Annotated in this window: 18 protein-coding genes and 1 pseudogene; 9 read left to right on the top strand and 10 right to left on the bottom strand. The window is 69.2% G+C overall.

Features of this window, described 5'->3' with window-relative positions; translation table 11 throughout:
- Nucleotides 1-24 precede the first annotated feature (24 nt).
- The 4 genes from Atro_RS12590 to Atro_RS12575 all read right to left on the bottom strand — a co-directional run bounded on the left by Atro_RS12590 (nt 25) and on the right by Atro_RS12575 (nt 5419).
- Nucleotides 25-1827 (bottom strand): ABC transporter ATP-binding protein, encoded by a 1803-nt coding sequence (locus Atro_RS12590; protein ID WP_497922738.1) that lies wholly within the window; start codon nt 1825-1827, stop codon nt 25-27.
- Nucleotides 1824-2969 carry a beta-glucosidase gene (locus Atro_RS12585; RefSeq protein ID WP_497922737.1) on the bottom strand — a complete coding sequence of 382 codons (1146 nt, stop codon included), beginning with the start codon at nt 2967-2969 and terminating at the stop codon, nt 1824-1826. Before Atro_RS12585 ends, Atro_RS12590 begins: the two co-directional genes overlap by 4 nt.
- A gap of 84 nt (nt 2970-3053) precedes the next feature.
- A complete protein-coding gene (gene glf / locus Atro_RS12580) occupies nt 3054-4253 on the bottom strand; it encodes a UDP-galactopyranose mutase (RefSeq protein WP_497922735.1) in 1200 nt (399 codons plus the stop codon).
- Nucleotides 4196-5419, bottom strand: a complete 1224-nt coding sequence (locus Atro_RS12575; RefSeq protein ID WP_497922734.1) for a glycosyltransferase family 1 protein — start codon at nt 5417-5419, stop codon at nt 4196-4198. The genes glf and Atro_RS12575 overlap by 58 nt, the downstream gene beginning before the upstream one ends.
- A gap of 329 nt (nt 5420-5748) precedes the next feature.
- Here Atro_RS12575 and galE point away from each other — a divergent pair, with 329 nt between their 5' ends.
- Complete coding sequence (galE, locus tag Atro_RS12570; protein WP_497922732.1) at nt 5749-6786, top strand: UDP-glucose 4-epimerase GalE; 1038 nt, start codon at nt 5749-5751, stop codon at nt 6784-6786.
- 48 nt (nt 6787-6834) lie between these two features.
- Here galE and Atro_RS12565 read toward each other — a convergent pair whose 3' ends face one another.
- Complete coding sequence (locus Atro_RS12565) at nt 6835-7749, bottom strand: LysR family transcriptional regulator (protein ID WP_497922730.1); 915 nt, start codon at nt 7747-7749, stop codon at nt 6835-6837.
- 132 nt (nt 7750-7881) lie between these two features.
- On the opposite strand from Atro_RS12565, the pseudogene trpB reads away from it, so the two are divergent.
- The 4 genes and pseudogenes from trpB (at nt 7882) to Atro_RS12545 (ending at nt 10808) form a co-directional block, all read left to right on the top strand.
- Nucleotides 7882-9101: pseudogene (gene trpB, locus Atro_RS12560) on the top strand (tryptophan synthase subunit beta).
- Nucleotides 9098-9907: a tryptophan synthase subunit alpha gene (trpA, locus tag Atro_RS12555; protein ID WP_497922729.1), complete on the top strand. Its 810-nt coding sequence runs from the start codon at nt 9098-9100 to the stop codon at nt 9905-9907. The pseudogene trpB and the gene trpA overlap by 4 nt, the downstream one beginning before the upstream one ends.
- A gap of 174 nt (nt 9908-10081) precedes the next feature.
- The gene (locus Atro_RS12550; RefSeq protein WP_497922727.1) at nt 10082-10402 is read left to right on the top strand and encodes a type II toxin-antitoxin system PrlF family antitoxin; all 321 of its coding nucleotides are present in this window, start codon (nt 10082-10084) and stop codon (nt 10400-10402) included.
- 163 nt (nt 10403-10565) lie between these two features.
- Entirely contained in the window at nt 10566-10808 is a 243-nt protein-coding gene (locus tag Atro_RS12545) for an AbrB/MazE/SpoVT family DNA-binding domain-containing protein (protein WP_497922725.1), read from the top strand.
- A gap of 106 nt (nt 10809-10914) precedes the next feature.
- Here the strand turns inward: Atro_RS12545 and Atro_RS12540 are convergent, their stop codons facing one another.
- Nucleotides 10915-11121: a hypothetical protein gene (locus Atro_RS12540; RefSeq protein WP_497922723.1), complete on the bottom strand. Its 207-nt coding sequence runs from the start codon at nt 11119-11121 to the stop codon at nt 10915-10917.
- A 205-nt stretch (nt 11122-11326) separates the two neighbouring features.
- Between Atro_RS12540 and cbpA the strand changes: the two genes are divergently transcribed.
- Nucleotides 11327-12268 (top strand): curved DNA-binding protein, encoded by a 942-nt coding sequence (gene cbpA, locus Atro_RS12535; RefSeq protein ID WP_497922722.1) that lies wholly within the window; start codon nt 11327-11329, stop codon nt 12266-12268.
- Nucleotides 12265-12570, top strand: a complete 306-nt coding sequence (locus Atro_RS12530) for a chaperone modulator CbpM (protein ID WP_497922720.1) — start codon at nt 12265-12267, stop codon at nt 12568-12570. Before cbpA ends, Atro_RS12530 begins: the two co-directional genes overlap by 4 nt.
- A 56-nt stretch (nt 12571-12626) precedes the next feature.
- Here Atro_RS12530 and Atro_RS12525 read toward each other — a convergent pair whose 3' ends face one another.
- Both Atro_RS12525 and Atro_RS12520 read right to left on the bottom strand, forming a co-directional pair.
- Complete coding sequence (locus Atro_RS12525) at nt 12627-13178, bottom strand: CAP domain-containing protein (RefSeq protein WP_497922718.1); 552 nt, start codon at nt 13176-13178, stop codon at nt 12627-12629.
- A 52-nt stretch (nt 13179-13230) separates the two neighbouring features.
- Nucleotides 13231-13659: a hypothetical protein gene (locus Atro_RS12520; RefSeq protein WP_497922716.1), complete on the bottom strand. Its 429-nt coding sequence runs from the start codon at nt 13657-13659 to the stop codon at nt 13231-13233.
- Here Atro_RS12520 and Atro_RS12515 point away from each other — a divergent pair.
- Together Atro_RS12515 and Atro_RS12510 are read left to right on the top strand one after the other, a co-directional pair.
- Nucleotides 13659-14081 (top strand): hypothetical protein, encoded by a 423-nt coding sequence (locus tag Atro_RS12515; protein ID WP_497922714.1) that lies wholly within the window; start codon nt 13659-13661, stop codon nt 14079-14081. The two genes, Atro_RS12520 and Atro_RS12515, sit on opposite strands and share 1 nt — an antisense overlap.
- Before the next feature lie 250 nt (nt 14082-14331).
- Nucleotides 14332-14544 carry a hypothetical protein gene (locus tag Atro_RS12510; RefSeq protein WP_497922712.1) on the top strand — a complete coding sequence of 71 codons (213 nt, stop codon included), beginning with the start codon at nt 14332-14334 and terminating at the stop codon, nt 14542-14544.
- A gap of 54 nt (nt 14545-14598) precedes the next feature.
- Here Atro_RS12510 and Atro_RS12505 read toward each other — a convergent pair whose 3' ends face one another.
- Complete coding sequence (locus Atro_RS12505) at nt 14599-15150, bottom strand: ATP-dependent Clp protease proteolytic subunit (RefSeq protein WP_497922710.1); 552 nt, start codon at nt 15148-15150, stop codon at nt 14599-14601.
- A gap of 291 nt (nt 15151-15441) precedes the next feature.
- Nucleotides 15442-15720 carry a con-10 family general stress protein gene (locus tag Atro_RS12500; protein ID WP_497922709.1) on the bottom strand — a complete coding sequence of 93 codons (279 nt, stop codon included), beginning with the start codon at nt 15718-15720 and terminating at the stop codon, nt 15442-15444.
- Between the last annotated feature and the right edge of the window lie 175 nt (nt 15721-15895).

Below are 15895 nucleotides of genomic sequence, written 5' to 3'. Positions count from 1 at the left end.
AGAGTTCAGTCGTGAGCGTGCCGCTCAGCCGGGCGCCGACGGCTCGGAACCGTGCAGGAAGCCCTCGGCCTGCATCCGCCACAGCGAGGCGTACAGGCCGTCGCGGGCGAGCAGTTCGGCCGGGCTGCCGTCCTCCACCACCTTGCCGTTCTGCAGCACCAGGATGCGGTCGAAGTTGGCCACGGTGGACAGCCGGTGCGCCACCGCCAGCACCGTGCGGCCGCGCACCAGGTCGGCCAGGGCGACCTGGATCTCCGCCTCGGAATGGGTGTCGAGGGCCGAGGTGGCTTCGTCGAGGATCAGGATCGGCGCGTCCTTGAGGAAGGCCCGGGCGATCCCCAGGCGCTGCCGCTGGCCGCCGGAGAGCCGCGCCCCGCGCTCGCCGACCTGGGTGTCGTAGCCGTGCCGCAGTTCGCGGATGAAGGTGTCGCAGTAGGCCAGGCGCGCCGCTTCCTCGACCTCCCGGTTGCCGGCCTCCGGGCGGCCGTAGCGGATGTTCTCGCGGATGCTGCGGGCGAACAGCGCGGTTTCCTGCGGCACCACGGCGATCATCTGGCGCAGGCTGTCGACGCTGACCTGGCGGATGTCGTGCCCGTCGATCAGGATCTGGCCCTCCTTGACGTCGTCCAGGCGCTGGATCAGTTGCACCAGGGTCGATTTGCCGGCGCCGCTGGGGCCGACCAGGCCGACCTTCTGCCCGGCCGGGATGTGCAGGTTGAAGCCCTGGAACACCTGCCGGCCATCCGGGTAGCTGTAGCTCACGTCGATCAGATCGATGGTGCCGTCGACGTCGGGCAGCGGCAGGTGGGCGTCCTTCACGGCGTGCGGCCTGACGATCACGCGCAGGGTGTCGGCGATGGCGCTGAGTTGCTGCACGGCGTCGACCAGGGCCAGCGCCAGGTCGCGGGAGCCGTTGAGGATGCGGAAGGTCAGCGCACTGACCAGCACCACGTCGCCGGCGCTGACGCGGCCGGCGCGCCACAGCAGGATGGCCCAGATCAGCATGCCGGCGGCCATCAGCGACAGGCAGATGTCGTGCAGCACGCGGGTCTTCTCCATGTACAGCCAACTGCCCCGGTGGGCGCGCGCCTCGCGGCCGATCTTGCGCGCCAGGCGATCGCTCTCCCGGTCGCGGGCGGAGAAGGCCTTGATGGTCCAGACGTTGGACACCGCATCGACCAGCTCGCCGCCGACCTGGGCGGCCTGGGCGGCGTAGCGCTGGTGCTTGTCCCGCCCGCGGATGCCGTAGGCGGTGATCAGCACGGCGACCAGCAGCACCACGACGATCAGCGACACGGCCATGCGCCAGTCGACGGTGAACAGCACCACCACCGCGCCGAAGAAGTCGACCAGCGGCGGCATGATCTTCCAGGCGAAGCCGCCATAGATGTTGCCCGCCGCCATGCCGGTGGCGGTGATGCGGTTGCCCAGGGCGCCGGCGAAGTGCTCGTTGAAGTAGCGCATGGGGTGGCCGGTGAGGTAGCGGAACAGCTCGACGCGGATGTCCACGCAGCTGGCCACCACGGTGCGGCAGCCGAGCCAGCCGCTCAGCCGCCAGAGGCCGTTCTCGGCGGCGATCAGGCCGAGGAACAGGGCCAGCGGCGTCCACACGTCGGCGTGCTGGCGGTCGCCGCCGGTGGCCAGGGCGTCGACCAGCAGCTTCATGCCGTACTGTACGGCCACCGCGCAACTGGAGGCGGCGAAGATCAGCACGAACATCAGGCCGAAGTGCCAGGGGCGCATGCGCAGGTAGCGCCACAGGAAGGGCAGCGTCTGGCTCGGCAGCTGCAATCGTCGGCGGGGGGCAGACTTGTTTTTTGGGCTCATGACGGGAAATGCGATGCGCTCGGGTCTTCCAGCAATCGGGACAGACGGGCTTGCTGCGTGCGCAGCTCGGTCTGCAGCGGGCTGTGCAGTATGCGCCGACCCTGGTTGTCGGGCACCCCGATCAGGCCGGTCGAGCAGTGCCGTTCGTCGAACCAGCCGGGATAGTCCTGGATCGGGTAGAGGCAGATGCCCTCGATCGGCACGCCGCGCTGCAGGGCGGCGAAGGCCTGCTCGGCGACGTAGCGCAGCCAGGGCGCGCGGGCCTCGCCCTCGGCGCCGGTCTCGGCGATCAGGAGGGGTCGCCGGTAGCGCTGGTAGACCTCGGCGAGGATGCCCTGGAAGGGCCGGTAGGCCGGGTGGCCGAGGGGGATGGTGGCGCCGTCGTGGAACCACTGGTTGTCCGAGTAGTAGTTGACGCCGACGATGTCCAGGTACTCGGGACGGCCGCCGAGTCCCGGCCAGGCCCGCCCGGTGAGCAGGTCCCAGGCCTCGTACTGGGCCTCGCGATGCGCCTCGGCCGCCTGGGTGTCGGCGGGCCGGGACGGCAACACGTGGATCACCGGGTCGATCTGCACGAAGCGCGCGCGCGGCTCGACGGCACGGATCGCCTCGATCGCCGCGATGTTGGCGCGCACCAGCTGGTGCTTGAGCTCCTGGCCGCGGCCGCGGGCCAGCGGGTTGAACAGCGCCTGGTCGCCGCCGGCCCAGGCCCAGTAGGAGATCTCGTTGACCGGCGAATAGAAGGGCTCGGCGATGCCCTCGTCGCGCAGCAGCCGGGCCAGGGCGGCGGCGAAGCGGGCGAAGCGCTCGACGAAGGCCGGCCGCCAGATGTCGAGGTCGTCCGGCCAGCCGTAGTGGCAGATGTCCCAGATCACCTGCAGGCCCTGGTCCTGGGCGGCGCGCAGCATGGGCAGGAAGCTCGACCAGTCGTACTGGTCCGGCGAGCGCTCGATCAGGTGCCAGCGCGCGCCGTCGCGCACGGTGAACAGCGCGTGGGCGGCCATGAGGGCGTAGTCGGTGGCCGCGTGAAGGTCATGGCCGGTGGCGGCGATCAGGTCGAGGCGCAGGTCGTCGTGGCGACGGTGCGTGGAGCACTCGAAGCCGCCCTGGAAGAAACCGGCGAAGACGGTCGGTCGGTGCATCATCCACTCCTGCCTGGGAATGCTGGTCTGATACCCCAAGGGCGCGGCAGGCGCGGTGCACCCGGCGCCGCGCAGGGCGGCATCCTAGGACGCCTGCCGGGCCAGGCTCGCGGCGTGCTCCGGGCTCTCGTCCGGCGCCGCACCGCGCTCGGCCTCCTCGATGCGCTTGTACAGCGCCAGGGCCTGGCCGACCACCTGGTCCATATTGTAGTACTTGTAGGTGCCCAGCCGGCCGAGGAAGGTCACCCCCGGCGTGGCGTCGGCCAGCGCCTGGTAGCGCCGGTACAGCTCGGTGTTCTCCTGGCGCGGGATCGGGTAGTAGGGCTCGCCCTCGGCCGAGGGGTACTCGTAGGTGATGCTGGTCTTGTGATGGCGCTGGCCGGTCAAGTGCTTGTACTCGGTGATCCGCGTCCAGGGCACGTCCTCGGCCGGGTAGTTGACCACCGCCACCGGCTGCAGCTGCTCCCGGTCGAGGGTCTCGTGGCGAAACTGCAGCGAGCGGTAGGGCAGGCGGCCGTAGCAGTGGTCGAAGTACTCGTCGATCGGCCCGCAGTAGACCAGGTGCCGGTAGCGCACCGCCTTGCGGATCTCGCGGTAGTCGGTGTTGAGCAGGATCTTGATGTTGGGGTGGTCGAGCATCCGCTCGAACAGCCGGGTGTAGCCGTGCAGCGGCATCTGCTGGAAGCTGTCGGTGAAGTAGCGGTCGTCGTCGCTGGTGCGCGTCGGCACCCGCGCGGTGACCGAGCGGTCCAGCTGCGATGGGTCCAGGCCCCACTGCTTGCGGGTGTAGCCGCGGAAGAACTTCTCGTACAGCTCGCGGCCGATCTGGTTGACCACCACGTCCTCGCTGCTGCGGATCTCAGCCACCGGCTCGGCGCGGGTGGCGAGGAAGGCCGCGGCCCCGGCCTCGTCCAGCGCCAGGCCGTAGAGCAGGTTCAGGGTGATGCGGTTGATCGGGATCGGCACCTGCCGGCCGTCGACCTCGGCAAGCACCCGGTGCTCGTAGGGGCGCCATTCGGTGAAGCGCGACAGGTAGTCGACGATGCGCTGCGAATTGGTGTGGAAGATGTGCGGCCCGTAGCGGTGCACCAGGATGCCGTCGTCGTCGTAGTGGTCGTAGGCGTTGCCGCCGATGTGCGGGCGCCGGTCGATCAGCAGCACGCGCTTGTCGAGGCCGGCGGCCAGGCGCTCGGCCAGCACACTGCCGGCGAAGCCGGCGCCGACGATCAGGTAGTCGAAACCCTGGCGCTTGCCGCGCCGGCTGCCGTTCGGTTCATCGTGCATGCGATCTTCTCCCTCATCTGTGCCCAGGTGGTGTCCCAGGACATGTCGGCGAGCAGCGCATCGGCGCGCTCGAGCAGGCGTTCGCGGTCGGCGCTGTCGCGCAGGGCGGCCTCGCAGGCGGCAACGAAGGGGGCCGCGCCGGCGGCGATGCGCACCAGGCCGCTGTCGCCGTAGCTGCGCACCACGTCGGCGATCGGCGTGGACACCACCGGGCGGCCGCCGGCCAGGTATTCCGGGGTTTTGGTCGGGCTGATGAAGCGCGTCGACTCGTTCAGCGCGAAGGGCATCAGCGCCACGTCCCAGCCGGCCAGGTAGCGCGGCAGCTCGTCGTAGACCTTGCCGCCGAGGAAGTGCAGGTTGGGGCGGCGCGGCAGGCTGGCCGGATCGATCTTCACCACCGGGCCGAGCATCACCAGCTGCCAGTCGGGCCGCCGCGCGGCCAGCGCATCCAATAGCCCGAGGTCCAGGCGCTCGTCGATCACCCCGTAGAAGCCCAGGCGCGGGTGCGCCAGCGTCGCCTGGTCGGGCGGATCGGCCTGCGGCGTGCGGGCGGCGGCGAAGTGGGCGATGTCGACGCTGCTGGGAAAGGGATGGACGTTGGCATGGCGCTGGCGCTTGGCTTCCCAGAGGCTGTAGCCGCCGGTGAACACCAGATCGGCGCGCTCCAGCAGCGCGGTTTCGCGCTCGACCAGCTCGGGCGGCGCGCCGCGGAAGGCCGACAGCTCGTCCATGCAGTCGTAGACCACCGCCTCGGCGGCCAGGTGCTCGCTATAGGCCAGCGCCATCGGCGTGTAGTACCAGAGGATCAGGCGCCGCGGGCGCTGCGCGGCCAGGTGCTCGTCGAGCAGGCGGCGCAGGACGGCCGCCGCCGCCGGGCCTTGGCAGTCCGCCGGCAGGTGCGGCACCAGCACCTGCACGCCTTCCTCGTGGCGGCTTTCCAGCCAAGGCTCGCCGCTGGCGTCGGCCATGGGCTCCTCGAAGAACAGCACCCGCCAGTCGCGGGCGAAGCGCGCCATCAGGTGCTGCGGGCGCTGGTAGACGAAGCTCCAGCGCAGATGGGACAGGCACAGCAAGGTCGGCGCATCCGCCGTGTAGTCGATCGGTGCCGCAGCCGTGGTCTGGCTCGATTTGCCGAGGGCGTATTGGAAGGGGCCTGCCCAGCTCATGCCTGTTCTCCCGTGCGGACGCCGGCTGCCTCCTGCTCCCGGGTTGTCGGTGTCTGGCTCGCCGTCCGGCAGGGGGCGAGCCGTCATGGGAGGTATGGACTGGAGGAAAAGCGGCCAGGTTCCGCCTGCCCGCCGGGCGGCCGTCGAGCCGTGCAGCCCGGCGGCCGGCAGGGAACTCCGCTGGCGGCGGAGCATCCGTATTTTCATGCTCGGCTCGTTTCGGCCCGACGAGCCGGCCACCGGCATCGCCTCCGGCGCCTCGCGGTGCCGGCGCGCTCCGCCTGGCTGGCCCGTCGCCCTGCTCGCAGACGGCGGTACGGAGGTCCTGAATGATTCTGGTGACTGGAGGTGCGGGTTACATCGGCTCCCATGCGGTGCTCGAACTGCTCGGCGCCGGCCACGACGTGCTGGTGCTGGACAACCTGTGCAACAGCTCGGTGCTCGCGCTCGAACGCCTGGGGCAGCTCAGTGACCGAACGTTCGACTTCGTGCAGGGCGACATCCGCAACCGCCGGCTGCTCGACCGCTTGCTCCAGCAATACCCGATCGACGCGGTGATGCACTTCGCCGGCCTCAAGGCGGTCGGCGAGAGCGTGCGCGAACCGCTGCGCTACTACGAGACCAACGTCGCCGGCAGCATCGCCCTGTGCCAGGCGATGCGCCGGGCCGGGGTGTTCCGCTTGGTGTTCAGCTCCTCGGCCACGGTCTACGGCGAAACGGTGGGCATGCCGATCCGCGAGGACTGCCCGACCGGCATCCCGACCAACCCCTACGGCCAGTCCAAGCTGATGGCCGAGAACGTGCTCAAGGGCCTGGCCCATTCCGACCCGCGCTGGTCCATCGGCCTGCTGCGCTACTTCAACCCGATCGGCGCCCATCCCTCCGGGCTGATCGGCGAATCGCCCAACGGCCTGCCCAACAACCTGCTGCCCTACATGCTGCAGGTCGCCATCGGCCGGCTGAAATGCCTCAACGTCTACGGCAACGACTACCCGACCCCGGACGGCACCGGCATCCGCGACTACATCCACGTGGTCGACCTGGCCCGCGGGCATCTCAAGGCGCTGGAGCGTCTGTCGGCCGGCAACGGCGTGTCCATCTGGAACCTCGGCACCGGCCGCGGCTACTCGGTGCTGGAGATGATCCACGCCTTCGAGCAGGCCACCGGCCGGCCGCTGCCGCACCGCTTCGTCGCCCGCCGCCCCGGCGACGTGGCGCGCTGCTGGTCCGACCCGGGCAAGGCCGAGCGCGAACTGGGCTGGCGTGCCGAGCGCGACCTGAGCTGCATGCTGCGCGACGCCTGGCGCTGGCAGCGGCGCAACCCGAACGGCTACGAGCTGGACAAGGACACCGCCCTGGCGGGCTGAGCCGCGCTCGTCACCGGTGGCACTCCAGGCAGCGCGATGAGTCTGTCCCTAGCGCAGATCGCCAGCCTGCGGCGCTTCCGCCAGCTGCCTCTGCAGCCAGCCAGCCAGCCGCTCCGCCCGTCCTTCGCCGCGGCGCAGCGGCACCCACAGCGCCAGCTTCGCTGGCGTCTCGACGAAGCCCCAGGGCGCGGCCAGCCGCCCGGCGGCTAGATCGTCGGCGACCAGCTGCTGCGGCGCGATGGCCACGCCGAGCCCGGCCACCGCCGCCTCCAAGAGGTAATAAAGGTGCTCGAAGCCGGCGCCGTAGCGCAGCCCGGCCACCGGCAGTCCCTGGCTCGCCGCCCAGTTCGGCCAGGCCTGCGGGCGCGAGGCGGTGTGCAGCAGGGCCTCGTCGAGCAGCGCCCGCGGCGGCGCCCGGCGCAGCGCGGCGAAGCGTGCATGGCGCGGGCTGAGCACCGGGCCGATGCACTCGGCGGCCAGCTCGAAAACCCGCATGTCGGCCGGCCACGGCGGCTCGGCGAACAGCAAAGTGGCGTCCAGGCCCGGCCGACGCGGGTCCGGCCCGCCCTCGCTGGCCGACAGCTGCAGGCGCAGCTCCGGCAGCTCGCGATTGAGGCGATCCAGGCGCGGAATGAACCAGCGCGCCAAGAGGCTCCCCGGACAGCCGAGCACGAAGGCCGCCTCCTCGGTGCGCCGCTTCAGCTCGGCGCAGGCGCCGTCCAGACGGGCGAAGGCGTCGCCGGCGGCATCCCGCAGCAGCATGCCGGAATCGGTGAGTTTTACGCCGCGCCCCTCCTTGCCGAACAGCGCCACCCCCAGCGCTTCCTCGAGGGCGCGGATCTGCCGGCTGATCGCCCCGTGGGTGACGTGCAGCTCCTTGGCTGCCTGCTTGACGCTCTGCAGGCGGGCGGCGGCCTCGAAGGCGCGCAGGGCGTTCAGGGAGGGCAGGTCCGGGTGCGTCATCGGTGAGTTTTCCTGACGTGTTCGGGCGATCTTATCGCTTTTCGCCGGGGGCGCCATTGGTTACCGTGTGACCATCGCAGGCGGACCGTGCACAGCGCACCGCCTGCCCCTCCGCACATCCCGGGAGCACCCATGACCGAGACTTCCTACCGCACCGGCCCTGACGAAAAAGGCCTGTTCGGCCAGTTCGGCGGCCAGTTCGTCGCCGAAACCCTGATGCCGCTGATCAACTCGCTGGCGGCGGAATACGAGAAGGCCAAGGACGATCCGGCCTTCCTCGAAGAACTCGCCTACTTCCAGCGCGACTACATCGGCCGCGCCAGCCCGCTGTACTTCGCCGAGCGCCTGACCGAGCACTTCGGCGGTGCGAAGATCTTCCTCAAGCGCGAAGACCTGAACCACACCGGCGCGCACAAGATCAACAACTGCATCGGCCAGATCCTCCTGGCCGGCGCATGGGCAAGCGGCGCATCATCGCCGAGACCGGCGCCGGCATGCACGGCGTGGCCACCGCCACCGTGGCTGCGCGCTTCGGTCTGCAGTGCGTCATCTACATGGGCACCACCGACATCGATCGCCAGCAGGCCAACGTGTTCCGCATGAAGCTGCTCGGCGCCGAGGTCATCCCCGTCGTCGCCGGCACCGGCACCCTCAAGGACGCCATGAACGAGGCGCTGCGCGACTGGGTGACCAACGTCGAGACCACCTTCTACCTGATCGGCACCGCCGCCGGCCCGCACCCCTACCCGGCGATGGTCCGCGACTTCCAGTCGGTGATCGGCAACGAAGTACGCGCGCAGATCATGGAAAAGGAAGGCCGCCTGCCCGACTCGCTGGTCGCCTGCATCGGCGGCGGTTCCAACGCCATCGGCCTGTTCCACCCCTTCCTCGATGACGCCAGCGTGCGGATCGTCGGCGTCGAAGCAGCCGGCCACGGCATCGACACCGGCAAGCACGCCGCCAGCATGGCCGGTGGCGCGCCGGGCGTGCTGCACGGCAACCGCACCTTCCTGCTGCAGGACGCCGACGGCCAGATCGCCGACGCCCACTCCATCTCCGCTGGCCTCGACTACCCCGGCGTCGGCCCGGAACACGCCTGGCTGCACGAGATTAAGCGCGTCGAATACGTGCCGATCACCGACCACGAGGCGCTGGAGGCCTTCCACCACTGCTGCCGTCTGGAAGGCATCATCCCGGCGCTGGAGTCCTCCCATGCCCTGGCCGAAGCCTTCAAGCGCGCGCCGACGCTGCCCAAGGATCACCTGATGGTGATCAACCTGTCCGGCCGCGGCGACAAGGACATGCAGACCGTGATGCACCACATGCAGGAAAAACTGGAGAAGCACGCATGAGCCGCCTGCAGACCCGCTTCGCCGAACTGAAGCAAGCCAACCGCGCCGCCCTGGTCACCTTCGTCACCGCCGGCGACCCGGACTACGCCGCCTCCCTCGCCATCCTCAAGGGCCTGCCGGAGGCCGGCGCCGACGTGATCGAGCTGGGCATGCCCTTCACCGACCCGATGGCCGACGGCCCGGCGATCCAGCTGGCCAACATCCGCGCCCTCGGCGGCAAGCAGAACATGCTGAAAACCCTGCAGATGGTGCGCGAATTCCGCACCGGCAATCAGGACACTCCGCTGGTGCTGATGGGCTACTACAACCCGATCTACGCCTACGGCGTCGCACGCTTCATCGCCGACGCCAGGGAAGCCGGCGTCGACGGCCTGATCGTGGTCGACCTGCCGCCGGAGCACAACGACGAGCTGTGCGACCCGGCCCAGGCCGCCGGCCTCGACTTCATCCGCCTGACCACCCCGACCACCGACGACACGCGCCTGCCGGTGGTGCTCGCCGGCAGCTCCGGTTTCGTCTACTACGTCTCCGTGGCCGGCGTCACCGGCGCTGGCGCCGCCACCCTGGCGCACGTCGAGCAGGCCGTCGCCCGCCTGCGCCGCCACACCGATCTGCCGGTGTGCATCGGCTTCGGCATCCGCAGCCCGGAACACGCCGCTAGCGTCGCCCGCCTGGCCGACGGCGTGGTGGTGGGCTCGGCACTGGTCGACCGGATTGCCAAGGCCGGTTCGAAGGAGCAGGCCGTCAGCGATGTGCTGGGGCTTTGCCGTGAACTGGCCGAAGGCGTGCGTGGCGCCCGGCAGTAATAGCGTTCCAGGTAGGACAGGAGCCGCTGCTTTCGTGAGGAGGCAGCGGCTTTTTGTCGAAGAAGTCGGCGCTCAAGGCAGGCCAGAGCCTGTTCTCATGCCAAGGCAGGCAGACGGTCATTGACGGGGTAAGAATCATTCTTTGCTTTTGCTCAAAATCAGGAGGGTTCCAGCATGGCCAGCATTCGTAGCGTCGCCACCATCACTGCCAAGGGGCGAATCGCCCTGCCCAAGTCGATCCGCCAAGCGCCGGGCGTGGATCTGGGCGATAAGGTCGCGTTCGATCTGGTGGGCTCGCAGGTCATCGTCCCCCGCATAGCGGATGAGGATCACGCCGATCCTGCAATTGCCAGTGTTCTCCGTCTGCTGGAGCAGGACATTCGATCCGGGCAGCACATGACGGCCCTCTCGGAGGATCTTGCGCGCTTGATGCTGGCCAGCCTGGAGCGCCCCATCGACCTCGACGAGGAAATCGATGGCAATGTGGCATTGTGATTCAGCGCCACAGGTGGACTCTGCTCTCGGCATAGGCGCCGCCACACCGACCTGCCGTTGCGTGCCGACTTTGGCATCCGCAGCCCGGCTCGGCTGTCTCCTGCCGGTTTTCCATGGGTAAAACCTTGATCATGTTTTCGGAAAACCCGAAGAGGCTCCCGCCATGGGGACCGTTGCACTGCGCCGCTCCGGCGGGTCGCTGATTCTGGCCGTGCCGGCGGCCTTTGCCGCGCAGAATCGACTGTCGGCCGGCTGCCAGATGGTCTGGATGATCGAAGGGGACGCCCTGATCATCAAGCCGGCCCACAAGAAACCGACGTTGGCCGAACTGATCGCCGAAACGCCGAAGGAGGCACGAGCCGAGGGCTGGGATGTCATGCCGGCGGCCGGGAACGAGCAATGGTGAGGCGCCCTGGGATACGGCGAAGTCTGGCAACTGAACTTCGAGCCCTCCGCCGGGCGCGAGATGCTGGGCGAGCACTCTCAGACCGGTTGCCCGAAGCGGGCTGGCCTCAGATGCACAGGCTCCGCTTGCCCCGGTACAGCGCCGGGGGCGTGGCGCACTCGTCCCGGCCGGGCGGGGTCGTTTCGGCGCGTGGCATGTCGTGGCCGGGACTGTCCTGGCCGGATGCGGGGCGACGCGGCCCGCTGGCCAGGTATACGGAAAAGGCGAGAAGAACCACGACCAAGGCACTGGAAACAATCGGATCGGCGATCATCGTTACCTCCGGAAGGCATGGGCTTTTCAATAGGTGCCTACATGTAAGCTTGCGTCACTATGCCGCAGCAGGGGCATTGCAGGCAATCGACTTACGTCGGGTAGGGATATGGCGGCGCGCTTCATTCGCCTGCAACCGTCTTCTGCCCGATCCTCTCCCTCGGTGGCGCGCCTAGACTGAGAGCGAGCGAACCAGGGGAGCTTCCATGGAGTTCAAGGACTATTACGCGATCCTCGGCGTGGAACCCACGGCCGACGAGAAGACCATCAAGACGGCCTACCGCCGGCTGGCGCGCAAGTACCACCCGGACATGAACAAGGAGGCCGGCGCGGAGAACCGCTTCAAGGAGGTGGCCGAGGCCTACGAGGTGCTGGGCAGCGCGGAGAAGCGCGCCGAGTACGACCAGTTGCGCCAGTACGGCCGCGCCGGCGAGCAGTTCGAGGTGCCGCCGGGCTGGCAGCGGGCGCACGGTTTCGGCGGGGCGCACGAGCATTTCGGCGGCGATTTTTCCGACTTCTTCGAGTCGATCTTCGGCGCCCGGCCCGGTGCCCATCCCCATGCGCGGCCGCCGCGGCGGGGCCGCGACATCGAGCTGGAGATGCCGGTGTTCCTCGAGGAAACGCTGGCGGAGCAGCGCAAGCCGCTCGACTATGCGGTGCCCGACTTCGACGAGCACGGCCGGCGCGTCGATCGGCACAAGAGCCTGCACGTCAAGATCCCCGCCGGCGTCGCCGACGGCGAGCGCATCCGCCTCAAGGGCCAGGGCGCACCGGGCGTCGACGGCGGGCCGAGCGGCGACCTGTACCTGATCGTCCGCCTGGTGCCCCACCCGCTCTTCGACGTCGACGGCCGCGACCTCGTCCTCACCGTGCCCCTGGCGCCCTGGGAGGCGGCACTGGGCGCGCGGATCGAGGTGCCGACGCTGTCCGGGCGGATCAGCCTGAGCATCCCGCCGGACAGCCAGAGCGGACAGCGCCTGCGCATCCGCGGCAAGGGCCTGAAGGGCCGGCAGGGCGAGGGCGATCTGTATGCGGTGCTGAAGGTGATGATGCCGCCGCACGGCGACGAGCGCGCCCGCCAGTTGTGGGCCGAGCTGCGCGAGGCGGCGGACTTCGACCCGCGCAGTCAATGGAGCAAGCAAGCATGACCACGACCCTGACCGTGCAACTGACCCTGGAAGAATGCAGCCTGCTGGTCGAGGCGCCGGCCGCCAGCCTGGTCGAGATCGTCGAGTACGGCATCGTCGAGCCGGGCGGCGCCGATCCGGCCGACTGGCGCTTCGACAGCCTCGCCCTGGGCCGGCTGCGCCAGGCACTGCGCCTGCATCGCGAGTTGCAGCTCGATTGGCAGGCGGTGGCGGTGGCGCTGGACCTGCTCGACGAGGTGACGCGCCTGCGGGCCGAGAACGAGCGCCTGAAACGGCGCCTGCTGCGCTTCATGGAGCAGTAGCGCTGGATCGATAAGCCGACCCGCACCCGTCGGCACGCGGCGCCGTTGCAGGCCGTTCAGTACGGCGCCTTGCCCAGATAGTTGCCCGCCGGCTCGTAGTTGCACACCACGATGATCCGCTTGCTGCACTGGCTGAGGGCGCAGCCGAGGTGGCGGGTGTCGCGCCAGACCATCTGGGTGTAGTGGCCGCTGCCCTTCCAGTTGTTCAGCTTCAGCGCGCCGCCCCGGTAGAGCCTTTTCTCCTGTTCCCAGGCGAGGGCGGCGTCCCGCACGCCGTAGTGGCCGGCCGTGCCCATGAACAGGTTTTCGCCGTAGCCCGAGCCGCGGCTGTGCTGCATGCGGCAACTGCTGGAGGCGAGGTGGTCGGCCCAGCGCTGGGCGGTCCTGGCCACCTGTGGCGACCATTGCAGGGGCGCGACGCCGACCTCCGCCCGCGCCCGGTTGTGCTCGCGCAGCAGGGTCTGCACCTCGGCCGCCGCCAGGCGTGCCCCCGTCGAAGCGGCGGGCCCCCTGGCCTGCGGGGTTGGCTGGGCGGCGGCGCCGGTGTAGGCGAACAGCAGCAGGGCGGCGACGCAGAACGGCAGGTGGCGGTTGGAACGGCTCGGCATGGGAGAGATTTCGTAGCGGAAGGGTGAATCGGAGCGAGGGGAGAGTTTGCCATTATCCGGCCGCCGGTTCGCTCAGATATCCCCCCGCGTAGCCGCGCACCGGGCTGCCATAGACATCGGCCAGGCCGAGCACATTGCGGGCGAATGCCATCCACGCCTCCAGCATCTCGGGAGTGCCGTTCAGCGCGCCGACCTTGATCCGCCCGGAGCGCGGCTCGGCCAGGGTGTACATCACGGCGATGCCGAGGATCGCCGAGGCCTCGGCGATCTCCGGGATCTCCTGGCCCATGGCGTCGGCGAACTCGAACGCCCCGATGCGCAGCCGGGCGAGCGATCGCAGCTGGGCGATGGCCGCCTCGATCCGCTCGGCCAGCGCCTCGGGGTCGATCTTCTGCCAGGCGGCGCGCGACGCCAGGCGCCAGGCGCGCATCGCCTGCGGCGCGATGCCGGGCAGCGGCCGAGGTAGGCGGCGTTCAGGCAATGGTCGGCGGCCGCCGCCAGGCGCAGCTCCTCGGTGGGCTCGATGCCGAGCAGCGTGCAGACCTGGCCGAGCGAGGCGCCTTCCCAGAAGCGCTCGGCAGGCATGCTGAAGCCGGGATCGCCGGGGTGATGGTGATCGACCACGATGTCCCGCGGGACGCCGCGGTCGGCCAGGGCGCATTCGACCCAGACGAGCGGGCCGCGGTGCCGGCCCGGGCGTGCCGAGGTCCGCTCGGCGGCATAGGCGTTGCCGGCATGCACCCGCCGTTCTCCGGCCATGGCGTAGGCCACCTTGTGCCCGGCGTCCTGCACCAGCTTCTCGATAATCATCATCTCGGGGTCGCGTGCCCCCAGCACGAACAGGTATTGCACGGTCGGCCTCCCGGACCTCGCCAAGGCATGTCTCTCCGCATGTGCAGCTAGTTTCCCGGGGCGGCCGGGATTAGGTAAGGGGCGCTGCGGATTTCTCCCCTCGGCGCGCCATGGTGCCCCGGGCTGCCGCCGGGGCGCAGAGGGTTCCTGAAAAACCTGCCAGGGGAACGGTCCGTGCGCGGGCGCCCGGTGCCGGCGTGTTGACGGACGGTCGTGCGGCCGCCCGAACGCTTCGATCCCGTGGCCTCTCTAACTCATCGAGGCCCTACTTGTACTGGTGTCGGGGCTGCCGGAGGTGGTTATGAGTCATGGTCGAGGCAGAGAAACGTCGTATCCGGGGCCTTGCGATCCGCTGAGCCGGGGCCGCAGCGATCTGGGGCCGGACGACGGCGAAGCGAACGTCGACGAAGGCGAGATTCCGTCGGGCTCCTACGACGAGGCGGTGGTGAGGGAGCAGGAGCGGGGAGAGGTGGAGTCGGAGCACGTGGAGCGAGACGATCTGAACCCCTGCTGAGCGGCACCGGTCACGGGCGCGCCACGGCGCCGCGAATGCGTTCGCGTCGCCGTGTCAGGAGTGGATGCACCAGCTGGTGGTGTTCGCGGACATGCCGAGATCCTCGACGGCATGGATCAGCCCGGCGGCCATGGCCTCGTCGGGGGTCAGGATCTTCGAGTCGGCCGTCAGATACTGAGAGACGTCCAGGGGGTCCATCGCCCCGAGGGTGCGTTCGGCCACGATGCGCGCATACAGGACCCGGTCGAAATCCAGGCTCATGGCGTATTCGGACATCCGGGCGTGGTCGACCGAACCGTGGATGGTCCAGTGGAAGGGATGGAAGAGGAACTTGCTGTGCTGGCAGGCGGTGCGTCGCTGCCCGGCCAGAAAGATGATGTTGCCCATCGACTCGACGGTGCCGAGGTTGTGGGTATTGACCGGGATGGGCAGCGACAGCAGGAAGTTGTACAGCGAAAAGCCGTAGCTGCACTCGCCGCCCATGGTGGCGATCTTGATGGTGATCTCGGACGCATCCTGCTTGAGGGCCTGCGAGCACTTGTTGATGAGCTGCCCGCACGTCGAGGAGTTGATCGGCCCCGTGAAGTGAATGACATGGTTCGTCATGGATTACTACTCGCGTGAGGTTTGGCGTCGCCAGGGCTGTGCATGGCATCCGCCATGTCTGCATGGTCCTGCTCCGGCATCTGTTGCGGCATGTTCGATACCTCGCTGTCGGCACCGTTGCGTCTTGCCGGCGTGCGCTGTGCGTGCGCCGGTCGAGCGCTGCCCTTCGCATCACGACACCGGCAAGGAACTGCCGCTGGCGCCTCGGCCCATGGGAGCTTGCGGTGCCGGGAGCAGCCTTGCACGGGGCAGGGAAGGTGAGCGGAAGCCGGGGCTTCCGCTCCGCTCGGCTCAGCCGTTGCGGCCGCCGCCGTGGCTGTTCCTGCCGCCTTTGCGGCCGGCTTCGGAAGCCTTCTCGCGGTCGTTGGCGAAATTTCCGCCGCTGTTGCGGCCGCCCTTGCTGCCGGCTTCGGCAGCGCGCTCCGGATCGTTCCGGAAGTTGCCGCCGCTCTGCTGGCCGCCTTTGCTGCCGATCTCCTGGTAGAACTCCCGGTCGTGGCTGGCAGCCGTCGCCTCACCGCCCTTCCGTCCCGCTTCGCTTACACTCATCTTGCCTTTATTTTCAGCCATGAGGACCTCCAATCAATTAGCAAAGAAAGTAAGGAGAGCGCATCGCTTCGTTCAGCCTCGTCAGCGGCACTCCTTGGTTATGGAGTCGAAGAGGTGCGGGCAGTTCCGCCTTTTTTCCGGATCGGTCCGCATCGCGCCCGGCGACGCGTGCATGGACAGCGAGCCAGCGAGGCGG

Source organism: Azotobacter tropicalis (genome assembly GCF_059739045.1).
Note: the sequence above shows the minus strand (reverse complement) of the source record. Positions and strands in the feature narration are given on the sequence as shown.